Origin of the sequence: Streptomyces shenzhenensis (assembly GCF_003688995.1) — a bacterium.
Taxonomy (GTDB): domain Bacteria; phylum Actinomycetota; class Actinomycetes; order Streptomycetales; family Streptomycetaceae; genus Streptomyces; species Streptomyces shenzhenensis_A.
Map to the genome: position 1 here is coordinate 26,385 of NZ_PENI01000001.1, position 16,482 is coordinate 42,866.

Below are 16,482 nucleotides of genomic sequence, written 5' to 3' on the forward strand. Positions count from 1 at the left end.
GGGGCGGGGGATTGGTTCTGTTGGGTCAGTGTGGCGCGCCGGTCGGGAGCGGCGCTCCTAGCGTGGCGAGTGGTTCACTTCGCCCCTTTTCTCTCCCTGGAGGTCTCCCATGACCCTGCGTTCCGTCCTCGCCCGTGGTGTTGCCATGGCCGCCGCATCCGGCGCCCTGGTCGGCCTGTTCTCCAGTGCGCCCGCCGCCGCGACGCCCCGTGGCGGTGAGGACGACGGCCGCTACCAGGGCGTGGTCACCGCGGCCAGCGGCCTGTGGCTGCACGACCGGCCGGACCGCAGCAGCAACCGGATCGGCTTCGCCCGGCACGGCGAGATCGTCTCGATCTCCTGCACGGTCTACGGCGACAACGTGAACGGCAACCCCCTGTGGTACCTCCTCGCGGACGGCTCCTGGGCCTGGGCCTCGGCCCGGTACATCGACAACATCGGGCCCGCGCCACGCTGGTGCTGACCACGAAGGCCCGCAAGGCCCCCTGTTTGGGTAGGTTCCGGACATGACGAAGGCCGGAACCGCCGTGGCAGCGACGGAGACCCCCACCCCCGTCGTACCGCTCCCCCGGCGCCGTGGCATCGAGCTCGCGCTCATCGTGCTGGCCGTCCTGCTGTCCGTATACGGCTACTGCGCCGTCGGCCTCGCGCGCACCGGTGCCGTCCCGCCCGGCGCCGTCGGCTACGGCGCCGGGCTCGGCGTGCTCGCCCTGCTCGCGCATGTGGCGGTCCGGCTCCGGGCCCCCGGCGCCGACTGCCTGCTGCTGCCGATCGGTGTGCTGCTCAACGGCCTCGGCCTGGTGCTGATCTACCGGCTCGACCTGGAGACGCCCGGCGACCGGGCGGCGCCCGCCCAGCTCGTGTGGTCCACGCTCGGCGTGGGGCTGTTCATCGTGGTCGTCCTGCTGCTGCGCGACCACCGGGTGCTCCAGCGGTACGCCTACGTCAGCGGCGCCGCCGCCCTCGGCCTGCTGATGCTGCCGATCCTGTTCCCCGCGGTGAACGGCGCCCGCATCTGGGTCCGGATCTCCGGATTCTCCATCCAGCCGGGCGAGTTCGCGAAGGTGCTGCTCGCGGTGTTCTTCGCCGCCTATCTGGCCGCCAACCGCAACGCGCTCGCCTACGCGGGCCGCCGCGTCTGGTGCGTGCAGCTGCCCACCGGCCGGGTCCTCGGCCCGATCGTCACCGTCTGGCTGATCAGCGTCGGCGTCCTGGTCCTGGAGCGCGACCTCGGCACCTCGCTGCTGTTCTTCGGCCTGTTCGTGATCCTGCTGTACATCGCCACCGGCCGCACCGGCTGGATCGCGCTGGGATTACTGCTCGCCGCGTTCGGCGCGGTCGCGGTCGGCTGGCTGGAGCCGCACGTGCACACCAGGGTCGAGGACTGGCAGGACCCGTTCGCCACGATCGAGGCCGGCCAGGGCCCCAACCAGCTCGCGCAGTCCCTGTTCGCCTTCGCCGCGGGCGGTGTCCTCGGCAGCGGCCTGGGCCTCGGCCACTCCGTCCTGATCGGCTTCGCGGCCAAGTCGGACTTCATCCTGGCGACGGCGGGCGAGGAGCTGGGGCTCGCCGGGCTGTCGGCGATCTTCCTGCTGTACGGGCTGCTCGTGGAGCGCGGTTACCGGGCCGGCCTCGCCCTGCGCGACCCGTTCGGCCGGCTCCTCGCCATCGGCCTGGCCTCGCTCGTGGCGCTCCAGGTGTTCGTCATCGCGGGCGGGGTGACCGGGCTGATCCCACTGACCGGCATGGCGATGCCGTTCCTGGCGCAGGGCGGCTCCTCGGTCGCCACCAACTGGACGATCACCGCACTGCTCATCCGGGTCAGCGACTCGGCCCGGCACCAGGACGACCCGGAGGCGGAACGATGACCCGGCACATCCGGCACGCCGCCGTGTTCTGCGTGCTGCTGCTCGCGGCGCTCCTGGTGAACGCCGCCCGGGTGCAGGTCGTCGAGGGGCCCGGCTACGACGACAACCCGGCCAACCGCCGTGGCACGATCGCCCGTTTCGGCCAGCCGCGCGGCGACATCCTGGTCGAGGGCGCCCGGGTGACGGGCTCCCGGGACACCGGCGAGCAGCTGCGCCACGAACGGACGTACGCGAACGGCCCGTTGTACGCCCCGGTCACCGGCTTCGCCTCGCAGGTGTACGGGACGACGTTCCTGGAGCACGCGGAGGACGGCATCCTCTCGGGCTCCGATCCGCTGCTGTCGCCGTTCCCGCTGTGGAACGACGTCACCCGGGCGCGGAACCAGCCCGGGAACGTCGTCACCACCCTCGACCGGGCCGCGCAGGAGGCGGCGTACCGGGGGCTCGGCCGGCGCAAGGGCGCGGTGGCCGCCGTGGAGCCGTCGACCGGCCGGATCCTGGCGCTGGTGTCCAGCCCGTCGTACGACCCGGCCGTGCTGTCCGGGAACGGCGCGTCGGTGACGTCGGCCTGGTCCCGGCTCAACCGGGACCCGGACCAGCCGATGCTCAACCGGGCCGTGCGGCAGACCTATCCGCCGGGTTCCACCTTCAAGGTGGTCACCGCGGCGGCGGCGCTGGACGCCGGCCTGATCACGGACCTGGACCGGCCGACGGACTCCCCCGACCCGTACACGCTGCCCGGCACCCGGACGCGCCTGACGAACGAGGGCGAGGGCTGTGCGGACGCCTCGCTGCGGGCCGCGTTCGAGTGGTCCTGCAACACGGTGTTCGCGAAGCTGGGCGTGGACGTCGGGGTGGCGGACATGGTGGCCACCGCGCAGGGCTTCGGTTTCAACGACGCCGAGCTGAAGGTCCCGTTCTCGGTCGCGCCGAGCACCTTCGACACCTCGGTGGACAAGGCGCAGCTGGCGCTGTCGTCGATCGGCCAGTACAACACGCGGGCCACGCCGTTGCAGATGGCGATGGTGGCGGCGGCCGTCGCGAACGGCGGGCAGGTGCGCACACCGTACCTGGTGGAGCGGACCACCCGCCAGGGCGGCGAGACGCTGGGCACCGCCGGTCCCCGCGCGTTCCGCCAGGCGATGAACCCGGCGACGGCCCTGCGGATGAAGGAGCTGATGACCGGTGTGGTCCAGGACGGGACCGGCACCAACGCGGCCATTCCCGGTGCCACCGTGGGCGGCAAGACGGGCACCGCGCAGCACGGCGTCGGCAACGCCGGCGTGCCGTACGCCTGGTTCGTGTCCTGGGCCAAGGCCGACACCGCGCTGGAGCCGAAGGTGGCCGTCGCGGTGGTGGTGGAGGACGCCTCGGCCGACCGGGGCGAGATCAGCGGCGGCGGCGACGCGGCGCCCATCGCCAGGGCGGTGATGCGGGCGGTGCTCGGGCTGTGAGACAGCGGGATCCCGCACCCCGTCGACGGCGTTCCTGTGCGGCAACGCGCGCGGGGGACGGGGCCGTCAGGTCTCGGCGCCCTCCTCGATCGTCTGCTCGATCTCCGCCACCCGGGCCCGTTCCTCCGCCGCGAAGCGCTCCGCGTCCAGCCGTTCGGCGATCTCCTCGTCCTGGGTCATGAGCCGGTCGAGGTCAGAGTTACCCAGGTCCAGGACGCCCAGGTCGACGTAGGCCTGCTGGAGGCGCCGGCCCCACAGGCCGATGTCCTTGACGCAGGGGACGATGCGGCTGAACAGGAGCTTGCGGAACAGCCGGAGGAACTCGGAGCGCTCGCTCAGCTCCAGCGCCTCCGCCCGGGGGATGCCGAAGTTCTCCAGCACCTCCACCCCGCGCAGCCGGTCCCGCATCAGATAGCAGCCCTCGATGACGAAGTCCTCGCGCTCGCGCAGTTCGGCGTCGCTGAGCTGCCGGTAGTGGTCCCGCAGCGCCATCCGCCCGAAGGCGACGTGCCGCGCCTCGTCCTGCATGACGTACGCCAGGATCTGCCGCGGCAGCGGCTTCTCGGTGGTGTCGCGGATCATGCCGAACGCGGCGAGGGCGAGCCCCTCGATGAGCACCTGCATGCCCAGGTACGGCATGTCCCAGCGGCTGTCGCGCAGCGTGTCGCCGAGGAGCGAGCGGAGGTTGTCGTCGATCGGGTAGACGAGCCCGATCTTCTCGTGCAGGAACCGGCCGTAGATCTCGGCGTGCCGCGCCTCGTCCATGGTCTGGGTCGCGGAGTAGAACTTGGCGTCCAGGTCGGGCACCGACTCCACGATCCGCGCCGCGCAGATCATCGCGCCCTGTTCGCCGTGCAGGAACTGGCTGAACTGCCAGGAGGCGAAGTGCCGCCGCAGCTCGCCCTTGTCCCGTTCGGTCATCTTCGCCCAGTGGGGCGTCCCGTAGAGGGTCATCGCCTCGTCGGGTGTGCCGAGCGCGTCGTACGGATCGACCTCGATGTCCCAGTCGATGCGCCGCATGCCGTCCCACTGCTTGTCCTTGCCCTTCTGGTACAGGGCGAGCAGCCGGTCACGGCCGTCCGCGTACTCCCAGCTGAACCGGGCCGCGCCGGTCGCGGGCACCTGCCAGAGGGGATCTCCCGGGTCCTTGGCGTACACGTCATGGATCGGCATGTCTCGCAGGCTCACACGGGGACGCCGGGCCAACAAGTCGGACGCAGGGGATTGACGGCCTTGCTGACAAGCAGTCTCATAAGTGCGAGAGAGGTCCTACCCCGGGTAACGAGGTGACGGAGCCATGACGACTCTGCCGGAAGCCGACGCGCTCGACGGACTGCGCGACGCGCTCGGCCCGCTCAAGGACCGGGAGCAGGTGGCCGAACGACTGCTCGCCTCGTCCGCCAGGCACTCCTTCGACCCCGACAAGGAGCTGGACTGGGACGCGCCCTTCGAGGAGGGCAAGTGGTTCTGGCCGCCGGAGCTGGTGTCGCTCTACGGCACCCCGCTGTGGCAGCGGATGAGCGAGGAACAGCGGATCCTGCTCTCCCGGCACGAGGCCGCGGCACTCGCCTCGCTGGGCATCTGGTTCGAGATCATCCTGATGCAGCTGCTGGTCCGGCACATCTACGACAAGGCGGCGACCAGCGCCCATGTGCGCTACGCGCTGACCGAGATCGAGGACGAGTGCCGGCACTCCAAGATGTTCGCCCGGCTGATCTCCCGCAGCGACACACCCTGGTACCCGGTGGGCCGCGCGCACCGGTCCCTGGGCCGGATCTTCAAGACGATCTCGACGACGCCGGGCTCCTTCACGGCGACGCTGCTCGGCGAGGAGGTACTCGACTGGATGCAGCGGCTGACCTTCCCCGACGAGCGGGTCCAGCCGCTGATCCGGGGCGTGACCCGGATCCATGTCGTCGAGGAGGCCCGGCACGTGCGCTACGCCCGCGAGGAGCTGCGCCGCCAGATGATGACCGCCCCCAAGTGGTCCCAGGAGTTCACCCGGATCACCTCCGGCGAGTTCGCCCGGGTGTTCTCGGTGGCCTTCGTCAACCCCGAGGTGTACCGGAACGTGGGCCTGGACAGGCGGGAGGCGCTGGCCCAGGTGAAGGCCAGCGGCCACCGCCGCGAGGTGATGCAGACCGGGGCCCGGCGCCTCACGGATTTCCTGGACGACATCGGGGTGCTGCGCGGCGCGGGCCGCCGGCTGTGGCGGTCGTCGGGACTGCTGGCCTGAGCACCGGCCGGGGGGAACAGGCCTCTCGGTCACCCCCCGGCCGGGAGCGGTTACGCTGCCGGTCATGACCCCGCAGGCCCCCGGCCCCGCCTACCGTCGGCTCAGCGTCGAGGAACGCCGCAGTCAGCTCATCGACGCCGCGCTGTCGCTGTTCGCGCACCGCGCGCCCGAGGAGGTGTCCCTCGACGACGTGGCGGAGGCGGCCGAGGTCTCGCGCCCGCTGGTCTACCGGTACTTCCCCGGCGGCAAACAGCAGCTGTACGAGGCCGCGCTCAGGTCCGCCGCCGAAGAGCTGGAGCAGTGCTTCGACGAGCCCCGCGAGGGTCCCCGGCTGGCCCGTCTGTCCCACGCGCTCGACCGCTACATCGCCTTCGTCGACCAGCACGCCACCGGCTTCAGCGCGCTCCTGCAAGGCGGCAGCGTGGTCGAGACCAGCCGTACGACCGCGATCGTGGACGGCGTCCGGCGGGCCGCCGCCGAGCACATCTACCACCACCTCGGCATCACCGGCCCCGGCCCCCGGCTGCGGATGACCGTACGGATGTGGATCACCGCCGTGGAGGCGGCCTCGCTGATCTGGCTCGACGAGGGCAGACAGCCGCCCGTCGAGGAGCTGCGCGACTGGCTGGTCGAGCAGTTCGTGGCCGTCCTGACGGTGACCGCGGGCCGTGACCCGCAGACGGCGGCGCTCGTCGCCGCGCTCGCCGAGGATGCCTGACACTGGTGCCGTGAAGAGTCAGGACACCCCGTTCGAGGGCGGGCCGATGGACGGGCGCGTGCTCCCGGTGCTGCTGGGCCCCACCGGTCATCCGCCGAAGACGTACCGCATCCCGGTGCCGGACGCGCACGGCGGGCCGCCCACCGTCCTCGTCTACCGCCGCGCGCCCCGCGCCCAGAGCAAGCGCCTGGGACTCGTGCAGGGCTGGAAGTACACGTTCGACGCCGCGGGCGGCAAGGGGGCGAAGGGCGGGGCCGGACTCCGGTGGCCCTGGTCCCGGTCGGCGGCCGGAGCGGACACCACGCGGTCGGACCAGCCGGATGACGCCGACGGGTGACACGGTTGCGCCGAACCGCGCACGCTCGGCGTGCGGACCGCGCGCGCACCTCTGATGCACACGATGCGGAGGCGAAGATATGACAAAACGCCCGCCCGCATCGGAGATGATGACGTGTCAGAAAGGTTGCTGCGCCTGGTGGGTACGGCCGCGGTCGCGGCCCAGGCCGCCCTCGCGCCCGTACCAGCCGTGGCCGCGCCGAAACCGCAGCGGTCCGTGACCGAGCTGCTGACGGACCTTCAGATGCTGTACCGGCAGGCCGAACAGTCCACCGAGACCTACAACGCCACCGCGGTGCAGCTGGCACGGCAGCGCGCCGTGGTCAAGCGGCTCGACGGGGAGCTGGCCCGCGCCCGGCTCTCCCTGCACGACAGCCGCCAGGACGCGGCGCGGCTCGCCCGGCAGCAGTACCAGGCCAGCACCGGCCTCTCCCCGTACGTACGGCTGCTGCTCTCCCGAAATCCGCAGCGCGCGGTGGACGAGGGGCATGTGATCGGGCAGTTGTCCCGGGTGCGCGCGGACACGGTGGACCGGCTCGAAGGCAGCGAGAAGAAGCAGGACGCCCTGGCTTACAAGGCGCGCAAGGCCCTCGACGGCCAGGTCCTGCTCGCCGAGCGGCAGCAGCGGCAGCGGGACGTCGTCCGTACCCGGCTCGCCGACATCGAGAAGCTGCTCGACTCGCTCAGCGCCGCCCAGCTCGCCGCGCTCGCCCGGTTCGAGCAGAAGGGCATCGCCGACGCACAGCGCGAGTTCGTCGCCTCCGGCTCGCTCAGCAGCGCGCGGCCCCCGTCCCAGCAGGGCAGCCTGGCCGTGCGCTACGCCATGGAGCAGCTCGGCAAGCCGTACCAGTGGGGGGCGCAGGGGCCCGGGTCGTACGACTGCTCGGGGCTGACCTCGCAGGCGTGGCAGCACGCCGGCACGCCGATCCCGCGGACCAGCCAGGAGCAGTGGGCGCGGCTGCCGCACGTCCCGCTGAACGAGCTGCGCCCGGGCGACCTCGTCGTCTACTTCCCCGAGGCCACGCATGTGGCGATGTACCTCGGAGACGGCAAGGTCGTCCAGGCCCCACGCCCCGGCGACCAGGTCAAGATCTCCCCGATCGCAGCCAACCCCATCCTGGGAGCAGTACGCCCCGACCCAAAGCCCCTCCCCCCAACCAACCCCTCAGCTGCAACCCCCTAGGGGCGCGGGGAACTGCGCGACCAGCCACAAACCACCCGCAGCCGCCCACGCTCCCAAGCCCCCACGGCGCCTAGGCCCCGCCCACAGAAGCCACGTACGCCTCCGACTTCTCCCGCTCGAAGAAGAAGTTCTCGAAGTCGGCCGGATCGTTGAAACCGTTCGCGAACCGGTCCGCGACCGGCTGAAGCTGCCCGGCCGCCCCGATCAGGTTCAGGACATGCTCCGGCGGCGGCGCGAGCATCGCGTTGGTCCACTTGGTGACATGCCGAGCCGTGTCCCAGTACCGGTCGAAGGTGGCCCGCATCCAGGCCTCGTCGAACTCCTTCTCGCCGTGTTCGAGGATCGAGGCGAGGTAGGACGCCGCGCACTTGGACGCCGAGTTGGAGCCCTGCCCGGTGATCGGGTCGTTGGCGACGACGACGTCCGCCACGCCGAGGACCAGACCACCGCCGGGGAGCCGCCCGACGGGGTTGCGCACGGTGGGCGCGTAACGACCCGCCAGCACACCGCCCGCGTCGGTCAGTTCCGCCTTCGTGGCCCGCGCGTGCTCCCAGGGCGTGAACCGCTCCATGAGTTCCAGGGTCAGGGAGAGGTGCTCGCCCGGGTCCTTGATGCCGGCGAAGGCGTCGACCGGGCCGCCGGGTATGCCTTCCCAGAACAGGATGTCCGCGCGCCCGGAGGTGGTCAGGGTGGGCATGATGAACAGCTCGCCGACCCCGGGGACCAGGTTGCAGCGGACCGCGTCGAACTCCGGGTGCTCCGGGCGCGGGCCGAGGCCGTGGACGTAGGCCACCGCCAGGGCGCGCTGCGGCTCGCTGTAGGGCGAGCGCTCGGGGTCGCGGGCGAACATGGACACCAGCTCGCCCTTGCCCGCCGAGACCAGCACCAGGTCGTAGGTGCGGGAGAAGAAGTCGAGGTCGCCGACCGCCGCACCGTGGATGACCAGTTGGCCGCCGCGCTGCGCGAACGTCTCCATCCAGCCGGCCATCTTCACCCGCTGGTCGACGGACTGCGCGTACCCGTCCAGCTTGCCCACCCAGTCGATGGCCCGCTGCGCGGGTCCCGGGTCGAAGGAGCCGGGGGCCGCGACCGAGACGCCGAGTCCTTCGATCTTCGGGGCCTGGGACTCCCAGAAGTTCAGCTGGAGATCGCGCTCGTGCTGCAGTGCCGTGTGGAACATGCACTGCGTCGACATGACCCGGCCGGTGCGGATCTCGTCCGCGGTCCGGTTCGACATCAGGGTGACCTCGTATCCATGGGACTGGAGTCCGAGGGCGAGCTGGAGCCCGGACTGGCCGGCTCCGACGACGAGTATCTTCCGCATGCGGTTGGTGCCTCCTGGAGGGCTACGGCCTACTCGGGGGTTTCCTCAAGCGCGTGGGCGACGAGGGCGAGGAGGGTCTCGATCACCGATATCCGGCGCCGCGCATCCATGATCATGACAGGTACGTGCGTGGGCACGCTGAGCGCCTCCCGCACGTCCTGCGGCTCGAACAGCTCACTGCCGTCGAAGTGGTTGACCGCGACCACGTACGGCATCCCGCAGCTCTCGAAGTAGTCGAGCGCCGGGAAGCAGTCCTTGAGCCGACGGGTGTCGGCGAGGACGACGGCGCCGATGGCACCCCGCACCAGGTCGTCCCACATGAACCAGAACCGCTGCTGGCCCGGCGTGCCGAACAGGTAGAGCACCAGGTCGTCGTCGAGTGTCATGCGGCCGAAGTCCATGGCCACGGTGGTGGTCAGCTTGCCCGGCGTGGCGGAGAGGTCGTCGGTGGCCTCGCTCGCCTCGGTCATCAGCGCCTCGGTCTGCAACGGCGTGATCTCCGAGACGGCGGTGACCAGTGTGGTCTTGCCGACGCCGAAGCCGCCCGCCACCACGATCTTCGTGGCTGCGGGGGCCCGGGTGCGGTCCGTCTGCCAGGACTTCAACTCCTCCTCGGGCTCGACGACGAGGGGGGTGACGCCGACGGCGTCAGAGACGACGGAGTCCACTCAGCACCCTTTCCAGCAGAGCGCGTTCCGGCCGGCCGACACCGTGATCGGTTCCGGTTCCGTACACACGGATCTTTCCTTGGTCCGCGAGGTCGCTCAGGAGCACGCGGACCACACCGAGCGGCATCTGCAGCAGCGCGGCGATCTCGGCCACCGTACGCATGCGGCGGCACAGTTCGACGATGGCCCGCATCTCCGGCATGACCCGGGTGCTGAGGTTACCCTTCGTCAGTTCTTTGCGCTCCTCCGGGGACTCCAGAGCCTCCGTGCTGGCCACGAACGTCTCCACGAGGAGGACGTGACCGAAGCGGGTGCGGCCGCCGGTGAGCGAGTAGGGGCGGACCCGGGCGGGTTTGCGGTCGCCGCCGCGGACCGGGAGTTTCTTCGGAGTACTGCTCATCGGGGACTCCCCGTCGACTTGGACTCCATGGATTTTCGCAGCTCACTGCGGAGTTCGGGGGTCAGCACATGTCCGGCCCGGCCCACGAAGAGCGCCATGTGGTACGACACCACGGTCATGTCGCAGTCCGCGGAGCCGTGCACGCCGAGCAGCGAGCCGTCGCTGATCGACATCACGAAGAGGCTTCCCTCATCCATCGCGACCATCGTGTGCTTGACCCCGCCGGAGTCCATCAGCTTGGCGGCGCCGAGGGTGAGGCTGCCGATGCCGGAGACGACGGTGGCAAGGTCGGCGGCGGAGCCGCGCGGGCCGCCGCGCGGCGTCTCGCCGGCCTCGCGTGCCTCGGCGGCGTGGCCGGGGTCGGAGGACAGGAGCAGCAGGCCGTCGGAGGAGACCACCGCGACGGACTGGATGCCCGGCACCTCCTCGACCAGGTTCGTCAGCAGCCAGTGCAGGTTGCGGGCCTCACTGCTCAGTCCGAAGGTACTGGGCGCGGTCAACTGCTTGCCTCCTCGACGGTGCCCCCCGTGGTTTCTCCGGCGGTGCGCTCCGCGGCCCGGGCCGCGGCGGTGCTGGTCTCGCCTGTCTGTTCCGCGATCTCCACCGCGACGTCACGGCGGCCGGCCTCGGCGCCGCTGCGGAAGCCGCCGAGCCTGCGGCGCAGGGCGTCCGCGTCCACGGACCCGGACTGCCGGCGCGGAGCCGGGGCGGTTGCGGTGATCTTCGGGGTCCGCTTGGGCAGGCCCTTGGCGGTGAGCACGTCGGGCGTGCGCTCGTGGGCGGCCTCGTCGCCGGCGGTGTCGCCCTCGGGGGCGGTCGCGGCGTCGACGGCGGCCGGGTCCGGCGCCAGCAGCTCCATCGTGGTCTCGGCGAGGGTCTCCGCCGGCACGGCGGCGTGCCCGGCCGGACCGGTCCCGAACGCCCGCGCGTCCGCGCGCTCAGCCTCCCCCGCCATCGGCTCCGCCGCCGCGGCATACTCGGCCGCACCACTCCGGTGCTCCGGCGCCCCTGCGTGCTCGGCCGCACCGGCCCCGTGCTCAGGTGCAACAACCCGCTCGCCCGGACCGGCCTGGTGCTCCGGCGCCGCGGCATGCTCAGCCGCACCACCCCCGTGCGCCGACGCGTCCGTACGCTCCCCCGGACCGGCCCAGTGCGCCCCCGCCGCCGCACGTACCGCCTGCCCGGCCGAGTCCTCCGGCGCCGCGGCATGCTCGGCCGCACCACTCCGGTGCTCCAGGGCCGTGGGTGCGTCCGTGGTGGTGGATTCCCGTACGGCCTGCTCGGCGAGCGCGACCAGTGGGTCGCCGTCGGGCGCACGGCCGTGCAGCACATTGGAGTTGACCTCGGCGTCCGCGCCGGGCAGCGACACGGCCTGGGCGCCGCCGGCCGGGTGCGCCGAGGACGGTACGGCCTGCGCCGGAGCGTTCGCCAGCAGATCCTGCGAGACGACCACGACCGCAGCCACCCCGCCCTGCTTCTGCTCGCGCAACTGCACCCGGACGCCGTGCCGGTGCGCGAGGCGGGCCACGACGTACAGGCCGAGCCCGAGACCGTCCTCGCCCTCCTGGCTGTACGCGGCGTCCGGGTCGAAGCCGGCGAGGCGGGCGTTGAGCCGCTCCAGGCGCTCGGTGGCCATGCCTATGCCCTCGTCCTGCACCGAGAGCATCACCTCGCCGCTCTCCAGCAGCCAGCCGGAGATCTCGACGGGCAGCTCCGGCGGCGAGAACGAGCTGGCGTTCTCCAGGAGTTCGGCCAGCAGATGGGAGAGGTCGTCGGCCACGAAGCCCGCGACGTGGGCGTGCGGGGGCAGCGCGGCGATACGGACCCGCTCGTAGCGCTCGATCTCGCTGACCGCGGCCCGCACCACATCGACCAGCGGCACCGGGCCGTGGTGGTTCTGGACGTGCTCGGTACCGGCGAGGACCAGCAGGTTCTCGCTGTGCCTGCGCATCACCGTGGCGAAGTGGTCGAGCTTGAACAGCGTGGCCAGCCGGTCGGGGTCCTGCTCGCGCTCCTCCAGGCCCTCGATGACCGCCAGTTGCCGCTCGACCAGGCCGAGCGTGCGCAGCGCCAGGTTCACGAACGTACCGCCGGCGCCGCCCCGCAGCTGCTCCAACTTGACCTGCGAGGCGGCGAGTTCGGACCGCAGCTCCTCCCGGGCGTCGGCCATCTTCTGGCGCTGGCCGACCAGGTGCTTGCGGTCGGCCTCCAGGGTGGCGATGCGCGCGTGCAGGGCGGCGGCCCGCGTGTGCAGGGCGTTGACGGAGCGCACGGCCTGGGCGAACTCGTCGTTGCGGCCGGTGAAGGTGATGGGTTCCTCGGCCGCCGGGTCCTCGGCCCCGGCCAGCCGTGCCGAGCCGCGGCGCAGCACCGAGAGCGGGCGGGTGAGGGTGCGGGCCAGCGCGGTGGCGATGCCGATGGTGATCAGCAGCAGGGCGCCCAGGGCGGCGACGCGGATCTCCAGCGCGGTGACGTCGTCGTCGCGCAGCCGTTCCAGGTCCTTGGTGCGCCGGTCGTAGAGCGAGGACTCCACGCCCCGCATCAGGTCGACCCGCGCGGACAGGGCGGCGTCCAGCTTCTTGGTGCCGGTGGCCAGATCGCCGTCGGAGAGGGTCGGCTGGTCGGTGAGGGCGGCGAGGTACTTGTCGGCGGAGTTGACCTCGGGGCCGGTGACCGTGGAGTCGTACGTCGTGACGGCCGGCTTGGGGGCGCCGTCGCGGAAGTCGGCGAGGGCGGCGTCGGCGCGCAGCCGGGCCTGCTGGGCGGCGGTGGTGAGGGCGTCGCGCTGCTTCTTGTCGGCCTCGGAGGTGACCGCGGTCGTCGTGGGCAGCCCGGTGAGGGGGTCGATCACCGTCTGGGTGGTGCTCGGCACGTTCAGGGCCGCGAGGAGCAGCCCGCGGGCGGCGGCGGACTGCTGGACGGCGGAGTCCAGCTCGGCGAGGGCGTAGGCGCCGGAGCCCGCCCGCGCGGGCATGCGCTCGGCCAGTTTCTCGGCCAGCCGGTGCAGGTCGGTGATGGTGGCGCTGTAGGTCAGGTGGGCTTCCAGCGCGGTGCTCTTGCCGGTGAGCGCGGCCCGGCGGACGCCGGCGACGTCGTCGAGGTCCGCGCGCAGCCCGGCGGGCGTGTCGGGGTCGGCGCGCAGGTCCTCGACCTGCTGGTCGACGCGGGCGCCGCGGTCCTCGGAGGGGGCCTTGGACTCGGGCCGGCCGGCCGCGATGTAGGAGGTGACCTCGTCACGTTCGTCGGCGAGCGCGTGCGCGAGGGCCAGCGCGCTCTCGGTGCGTCCGGCGAGGGTCACCAGCTCCTGGGCGTCGCTCAGCTGCCCGGATGCGGTGAACAGGGACGGGGCACCCGCCCCGGCGACGGCCGCGGCCACCACGGCCACGGCGACGATCAGCCGGTTGCGTACGTGGGTGGGACGGCCGGTGCCGACGGGGGTGTGCTCGGCGCTCCCTTCGGGAGCCGTCTGCCTGCCTTTGCGCCGAGGCCGCTTCATCTGCACCGGTGCTCGCAATCCTGAACTCGTGTACCCATGGGTCCGGGTGGCACCCCGCTGTCTCGATGCTCGTCTCGATTCCGGGGTGGTGTGTACACCCGGTACGGTCCGTCCCGACCCTCCCAGTGCCGGTGGTCAGCCGTCATGCATCACCTGGCCCGCCACCCGAAGGAGTGAACCTCGGAGGGGAGTTGGCGGGCAAGTTCCTTTGGCAAGCGCGGGAGTGATGTCCGGCGGGCCGGTTGGACGCGAGCGGCAGGGTTTGGCAGTATTCGCCGCCACTCTTTCCCGCAGTGCGCCATTCCCTCCCAAAACAGGCGCCCGACCTGCGCGGGCTGGGCCAATTCGGCAACCGCTGCCGATCTTTGGCAGACTTGTGAAGGGCTCGTGCAGACTGGCCGGATGCGTACTGAAGTCGTTTCCGAGCCCGGCGACCCCGGCCGCCCCGACGAGGACTTCGCCGGTGTCGGACTACCGGCCTGCGGACAGGGTGGTTGTGTGATCGTCCTGGACGGGGTGACCCCGCCGAAGGACGGGACGGGCTGTCTGCATTCCGTCCCGTGGTTCACCGCGCGACTCGGCGGCGCACTGACCGAACTGACCGTTTCCGTCCGAGATCTGACGCTGTCTGAGATTCTCTCCCGGGCGATTCTCCGCACGGCCGAGGCACACGCGACCACCTGTGACCTTTCTCACCCGCGCACCCCTCAGGCGACCGTCGTCCTGGCCCGCTGGTCGGCCGACCTGCTGGAGTACCTGGTCCTGTCCGACTCCACCCTGCTGCTGGAGTCCCCTACCGGCACGGTCACCCCGGTCCAGGACGACCGGCTGGCCCGGCTGCCCCGCGCCGCACTGATCACGGACGCCGTGGCGGACGCGACGGTCCGCAACAAGGAGGGCGGCTTCTTCACGGCCGCCGCGGACCCGTCGGTCGCCGCCCGTGCGGTGACGGGGAGCGTGCCCCGCGGCGAGGTCCGCGCCCTGGCCGCGCTGACCGACGGGGCGACACGCTGGGTGGAGAAGTTCCACGCGGGCGGCTGGACGGACTGCTTCACTCTGCTGCGGAAGGAGGGCGCACGGGCCCTGGTCGACCGCGTACGCGCCCTGGAGGCGGCCGACCGCGAGGAACGCAGGCATCTGGGGCGCGGCAAGACGCACGACGACGCGACGGTGGTCTACGCGGAGCTGCGGTGACCACGACCGGCGCGCGAGCCGGGCCCCACTCCGCATGACCGAGCCACGTCCGCTACTTCTCCTATTTCTCCATGACCCGGTTCAACTGGTGGATCAGCCGTGCCAGTTCCGCGACCTCGCGCCGGTCCCAGTGGGCGAGCTGCCGGACGTAGCGGGCGCGGCGGGCCTCGCGCACCCGGGTGACCCGGCCGCGGCCCTCGTCGGTCAGCTTCACCAGCCAGGCGCGGCCGTCCGCCGGGTCGGGCTCGCGGCCGACCAGGCCGAGCTGTTCCAGGGCGCGCAGCTGGCGGGACATGGTGGCCTTGCCGACGCCGATGTAGCCGGCGAGGTCGGTGGCGCGCTGCCGGCCGTGCTCCTCCAGCAGGACGAGCAGGCCGTACGCGGCGGGCTCCAGGTCGGGGTGGACCTCGCGGGCCATCTCGCCCTGGTTGGCCCGGGCGCGCCGCAGCAACATCGTCAACTCGCGTTCCAGGGCCAGGAATTCCTGGTCTGCACCACTCGCCGACACCTGGGCGGCGACCGGCCGTCCGTCGCCGTTCGCGTCCTCGTGCACGTCAGCACCCCTGATCGGTTTCGCGGTCCTGAAAGTTTCTGCCGTGTGCGGCCATCGCCGCAGCTCCGTAAGTATTTCGCAGGCGTAGACCAACGGCAGCCTCCGGGGCCCCTTCCCACGGTGCGGTCTACGTGCGTAGCTTCTCTGCCAGGCAATTGCTGGCATGTCCACGCCAGTCGGTCATCCGCGGTCCCCCCACCAACTCCTCGGAGGCACGCCATGCCCGTGCACAGACCCGGTACCACCCGCCGCAGGCGCACGGCCCTGTTCGTGACGCTGCTCGCGGCCCTCTCCCTCACCCTTCCCCTCGCCCTTCCCCTCACCAGCGCCCGGGCGGCCACCACACCCGCCCGCGGCTCCGCCTTCATGGGCATGGGCGTGCCGGCCCACGACGGCCGGCACGGCTTGCCCCGCACCGCTGACGTCACCCAGACCGAGGGCGTCGACGTCGCCAGCTACCAGGGCAACGTCGCCTGGTCGACCCTGTGGAACAGCGGGGTCAAGTGGGCCTACGCGAAGGCGACGGAGGGCACGTACTACACGAACCCCTATTTCACCCAGCAGTACAACGGCTCCTACGACGTCGGCATGATCCGCGGCGCGTACCACTTCGCGACCCCGGACACCACGAGCGGCGCCGCCCAGGCCAACTACTTCGTCGACCACGGCGGCGGCTGGTCCCGGGACGGCAGGACCCTCCCGGGCGTCCTCGACATCGAGTGGAACCCGTACGGTGCCGCCTGCTACGGCAAGACGGCCGCCGCGATGGTCAGCTGGATCGCCGACTTCCTGAACACGTACAAGGCCCGCACGGGCCGCGACGCCGTCATCTACACGGCCACCAGCTGGTGGACCCAGTGCACCGGCAACTACGGCGGCTTCGCGTCCAACCCGCTGTGGATCGCCCGCTACGCCGCCGACGTGGGCACCCTGCCGGCCGGCTGGGGCTCCTACACGATGTGGCAGTACACCTCGACCGGGCCGACGGTCGGGGACCACGACAGGTTCAACGGGGCGCTGGACCGGGTGCAGGCACTCGCGAACGGCTGATC

At 71.8% G+C, this 16,482-nt stretch carries 16 protein-coding genes; 9 read left to right on the forward strand and 7 right to left on the reverse strand.

The genetic code is table 11. From position 1 onward, the window contains the following. The first annotated feature begins 109 nt into the window (after nucleotides 1-109). Genes CTZ28_RS00100 through CTZ28_RS00110 form a run of 3 tightly spaced genes read left to right on the forward strand, consistent with a single transcriptional unit; the run spans nucleotide 110 to nucleotide 3,322 of the window. On the forward strand, nucleotides 110-463 hold the full coding sequence (locus CTZ28_RS00100) for an SH3 domain-containing protein (RefSeq protein WP_121887096.1): 354 nt from the start codon (nucleotides 110-112) through the stop codon (nucleotides 461-463). Between the two features lie 43 nt (nucleotides 464-506). Beyond that, a complete protein-coding gene (locus tag CTZ28_RS00105) occupies nucleotides 507-1,868 on the forward strand; it encodes an FtsW/RodA/SpoVE family cell cycle protein (protein WP_121887097.1) in 1,362 nt (453 codons plus the stop codon). Continuing rightward, on the forward strand, nucleotides 1,865-3,322 hold the full coding sequence (locus CTZ28_RS00110) for a penicillin-binding transpeptidase domain-containing protein (protein ID WP_121887098.1): 1,458 nt from the start codon (nucleotides 1,865-1,867) through the stop codon (nucleotides 3,320-3,322). The genes CTZ28_RS00105 and CTZ28_RS00110 overlap by 4 nt, the downstream gene beginning before the upstream one ends. Before the next feature lie 66 nt (nucleotides 3,323-3,388). Here the strand turns inward: CTZ28_RS00110 and CTZ28_RS00115 are convergent, their stop codons facing one another. Further along, nucleotides 3,389-4,495 (reverse strand): ferritin-like domain-containing protein, encoded by a 1,107-nt coding sequence (locus CTZ28_RS00115; protein ID WP_121887099.1) that lies wholly within the window; start codon nucleotides 4,493-4,495, stop codon nucleotides 3,389-3,391. A gap of 124 nt (nucleotides 4,496-4,619) precedes the next feature. On the opposite strand from CTZ28_RS00115, the gene CTZ28_RS00120 reads away from it, so the two are divergent. The 4 genes from CTZ28_RS00120 to CTZ28_RS00135 all read left to right on the forward strand — a co-directional run bounded on the left by CTZ28_RS00120 (nucleotide 4,620) and on the right by CTZ28_RS00135 (nucleotide 7,795). Further along, the gene (locus CTZ28_RS00120) at nucleotides 4,620-5,558 is read left to right on the forward strand and encodes an AurF N-oxygenase family protein (RefSeq protein WP_121887100.1); all 939 of its coding nucleotides are present in this window, start codon (nucleotides 4,620-4,622) and stop codon (nucleotides 5,556-5,558) included. A 64-nt stretch (nucleotides 5,559-5,622) separates the two neighbouring features. Further along, nucleotides 5,623-6,276 carry a TetR/AcrR family transcriptional regulator gene (locus CTZ28_RS00125; RefSeq protein ID WP_121887101.1) on the forward strand — a complete coding sequence of 218 codons (654 nt, stop codon included), beginning with the start codon at nucleotides 5,623-5,625 and terminating at the stop codon, nucleotides 6,274-6,276. A 10-nt stretch (nucleotides 6,277-6,286) separates the two neighbouring features. Then, complete coding sequence (locus CTZ28_RS00130; protein ID WP_121887102.1) at nucleotides 6,287-6,613, forward strand: hypothetical protein; 327 nt, start codon at nucleotides 6,287-6,289, stop codon at nucleotides 6,611-6,613. Between the two features lie 114 nt (nucleotides 6,614-6,727). Beyond that, nucleotides 6,728-7,795, forward strand: a complete 1,068-nt coding sequence (locus tag CTZ28_RS00135) for a C40 family peptidase (RefSeq protein WP_121887103.1) — start codon at nucleotides 6,728-6,730, stop codon at nucleotides 7,793-7,795. Nucleotides 7,796-7,865: 70 nt separating this feature from the next. Here CTZ28_RS00135 and CTZ28_RS00140 read toward each other — a convergent pair whose 3' ends face one another. From CTZ28_RS00140 to CTZ28_RS00160, 5 genes are read right to left on the reverse strand one after another with little or no spacing between them, the layout of a single operon-like run. Further along, nucleotides 7,866-9,119 carry a styrene monooxygenase/indole monooxygenase family protein gene (locus CTZ28_RS00140; RefSeq protein WP_121887104.1) on the reverse strand — a complete coding sequence of 418 codons (1,254 nt, stop codon included), beginning with the start codon at nucleotides 9,117-9,119 and terminating at the stop codon, nucleotides 7,866-7,868. A gap of 29 nt (nucleotides 9,120-9,148) precedes the next feature. Beyond that, the gene (locus CTZ28_RS00145) at nucleotides 9,149-9,787 is read right to left on the reverse strand and encodes a GTP-binding protein (RefSeq protein WP_121887105.1); all 639 of its coding nucleotides are present in this window, start codon (nucleotides 9,785-9,787) and stop codon (nucleotides 9,149-9,151) included. Next, a complete protein-coding gene (locus CTZ28_RS00150) occupies nucleotides 9,768-10,187 on the reverse strand; it encodes a DUF742 domain-containing protein (RefSeq protein ID WP_121887106.1) in 420 nt (139 codons plus the stop codon). Before CTZ28_RS00150 ends, CTZ28_RS00145 begins: the two co-directional genes overlap by 20 nt. Next, a complete protein-coding gene (locus tag CTZ28_RS00155; protein WP_121887107.1) occupies nucleotides 10,184-10,687 on the reverse strand; it encodes a roadblock/LC7 domain-containing protein in 504 nt (167 codons plus the stop codon). Before CTZ28_RS00155 ends, CTZ28_RS00150 begins: the two co-directional genes overlap by 4 nt. Beyond that, entirely contained in the window at nucleotides 10,684-13,683 is a 3,000-nt protein-coding gene (locus tag CTZ28_RS00160; RefSeq protein WP_121887590.1) for a sensor histidine kinase, read from the reverse strand. Before CTZ28_RS00160 ends, CTZ28_RS00155 begins: the two co-directional genes overlap by 4 nt. A 402-nt stretch (nucleotides 13,684-14,085) precedes the next feature. On the opposite strand from CTZ28_RS00160, the gene CTZ28_RS00165 reads away from it, so the two are divergent. Then, entirely contained in the window at nucleotides 14,086-14,877 is a 792-nt protein-coding gene (locus CTZ28_RS00165; protein ID WP_121887108.1) for a protein phosphatase 2C domain-containing protein, read from the forward strand. 61 nt (nucleotides 14,878-14,938) lie between these two features. Here the strand turns inward: CTZ28_RS00165 and CTZ28_RS00170 are convergent, their stop codons facing one another. Beyond that, on the reverse strand, nucleotides 14,939-15,430 hold the full coding sequence (locus CTZ28_RS00170; RefSeq protein ID WP_259471405.1) for a MarR family winged helix-turn-helix transcriptional regulator: 492 nt from the start codon (nucleotides 15,428-15,430) through the stop codon (nucleotides 14,939-14,941). 219 nt (nucleotides 15,431-15,649) lie between these two features. On the opposite strand from CTZ28_RS00170, the gene CTZ28_RS00175 reads away from it, so the two are divergent. Beyond that, nucleotides 15,650-16,480: a lysozyme gene (locus tag CTZ28_RS00175; RefSeq protein ID WP_121887109.1), complete on the forward strand. Its 831-nt coding sequence runs from the start codon at nucleotides 15,650-15,652 to the stop codon at nucleotides 16,478-16,480. Nucleotides 16,481-16,482 lie beyond the last annotated feature (2 nt).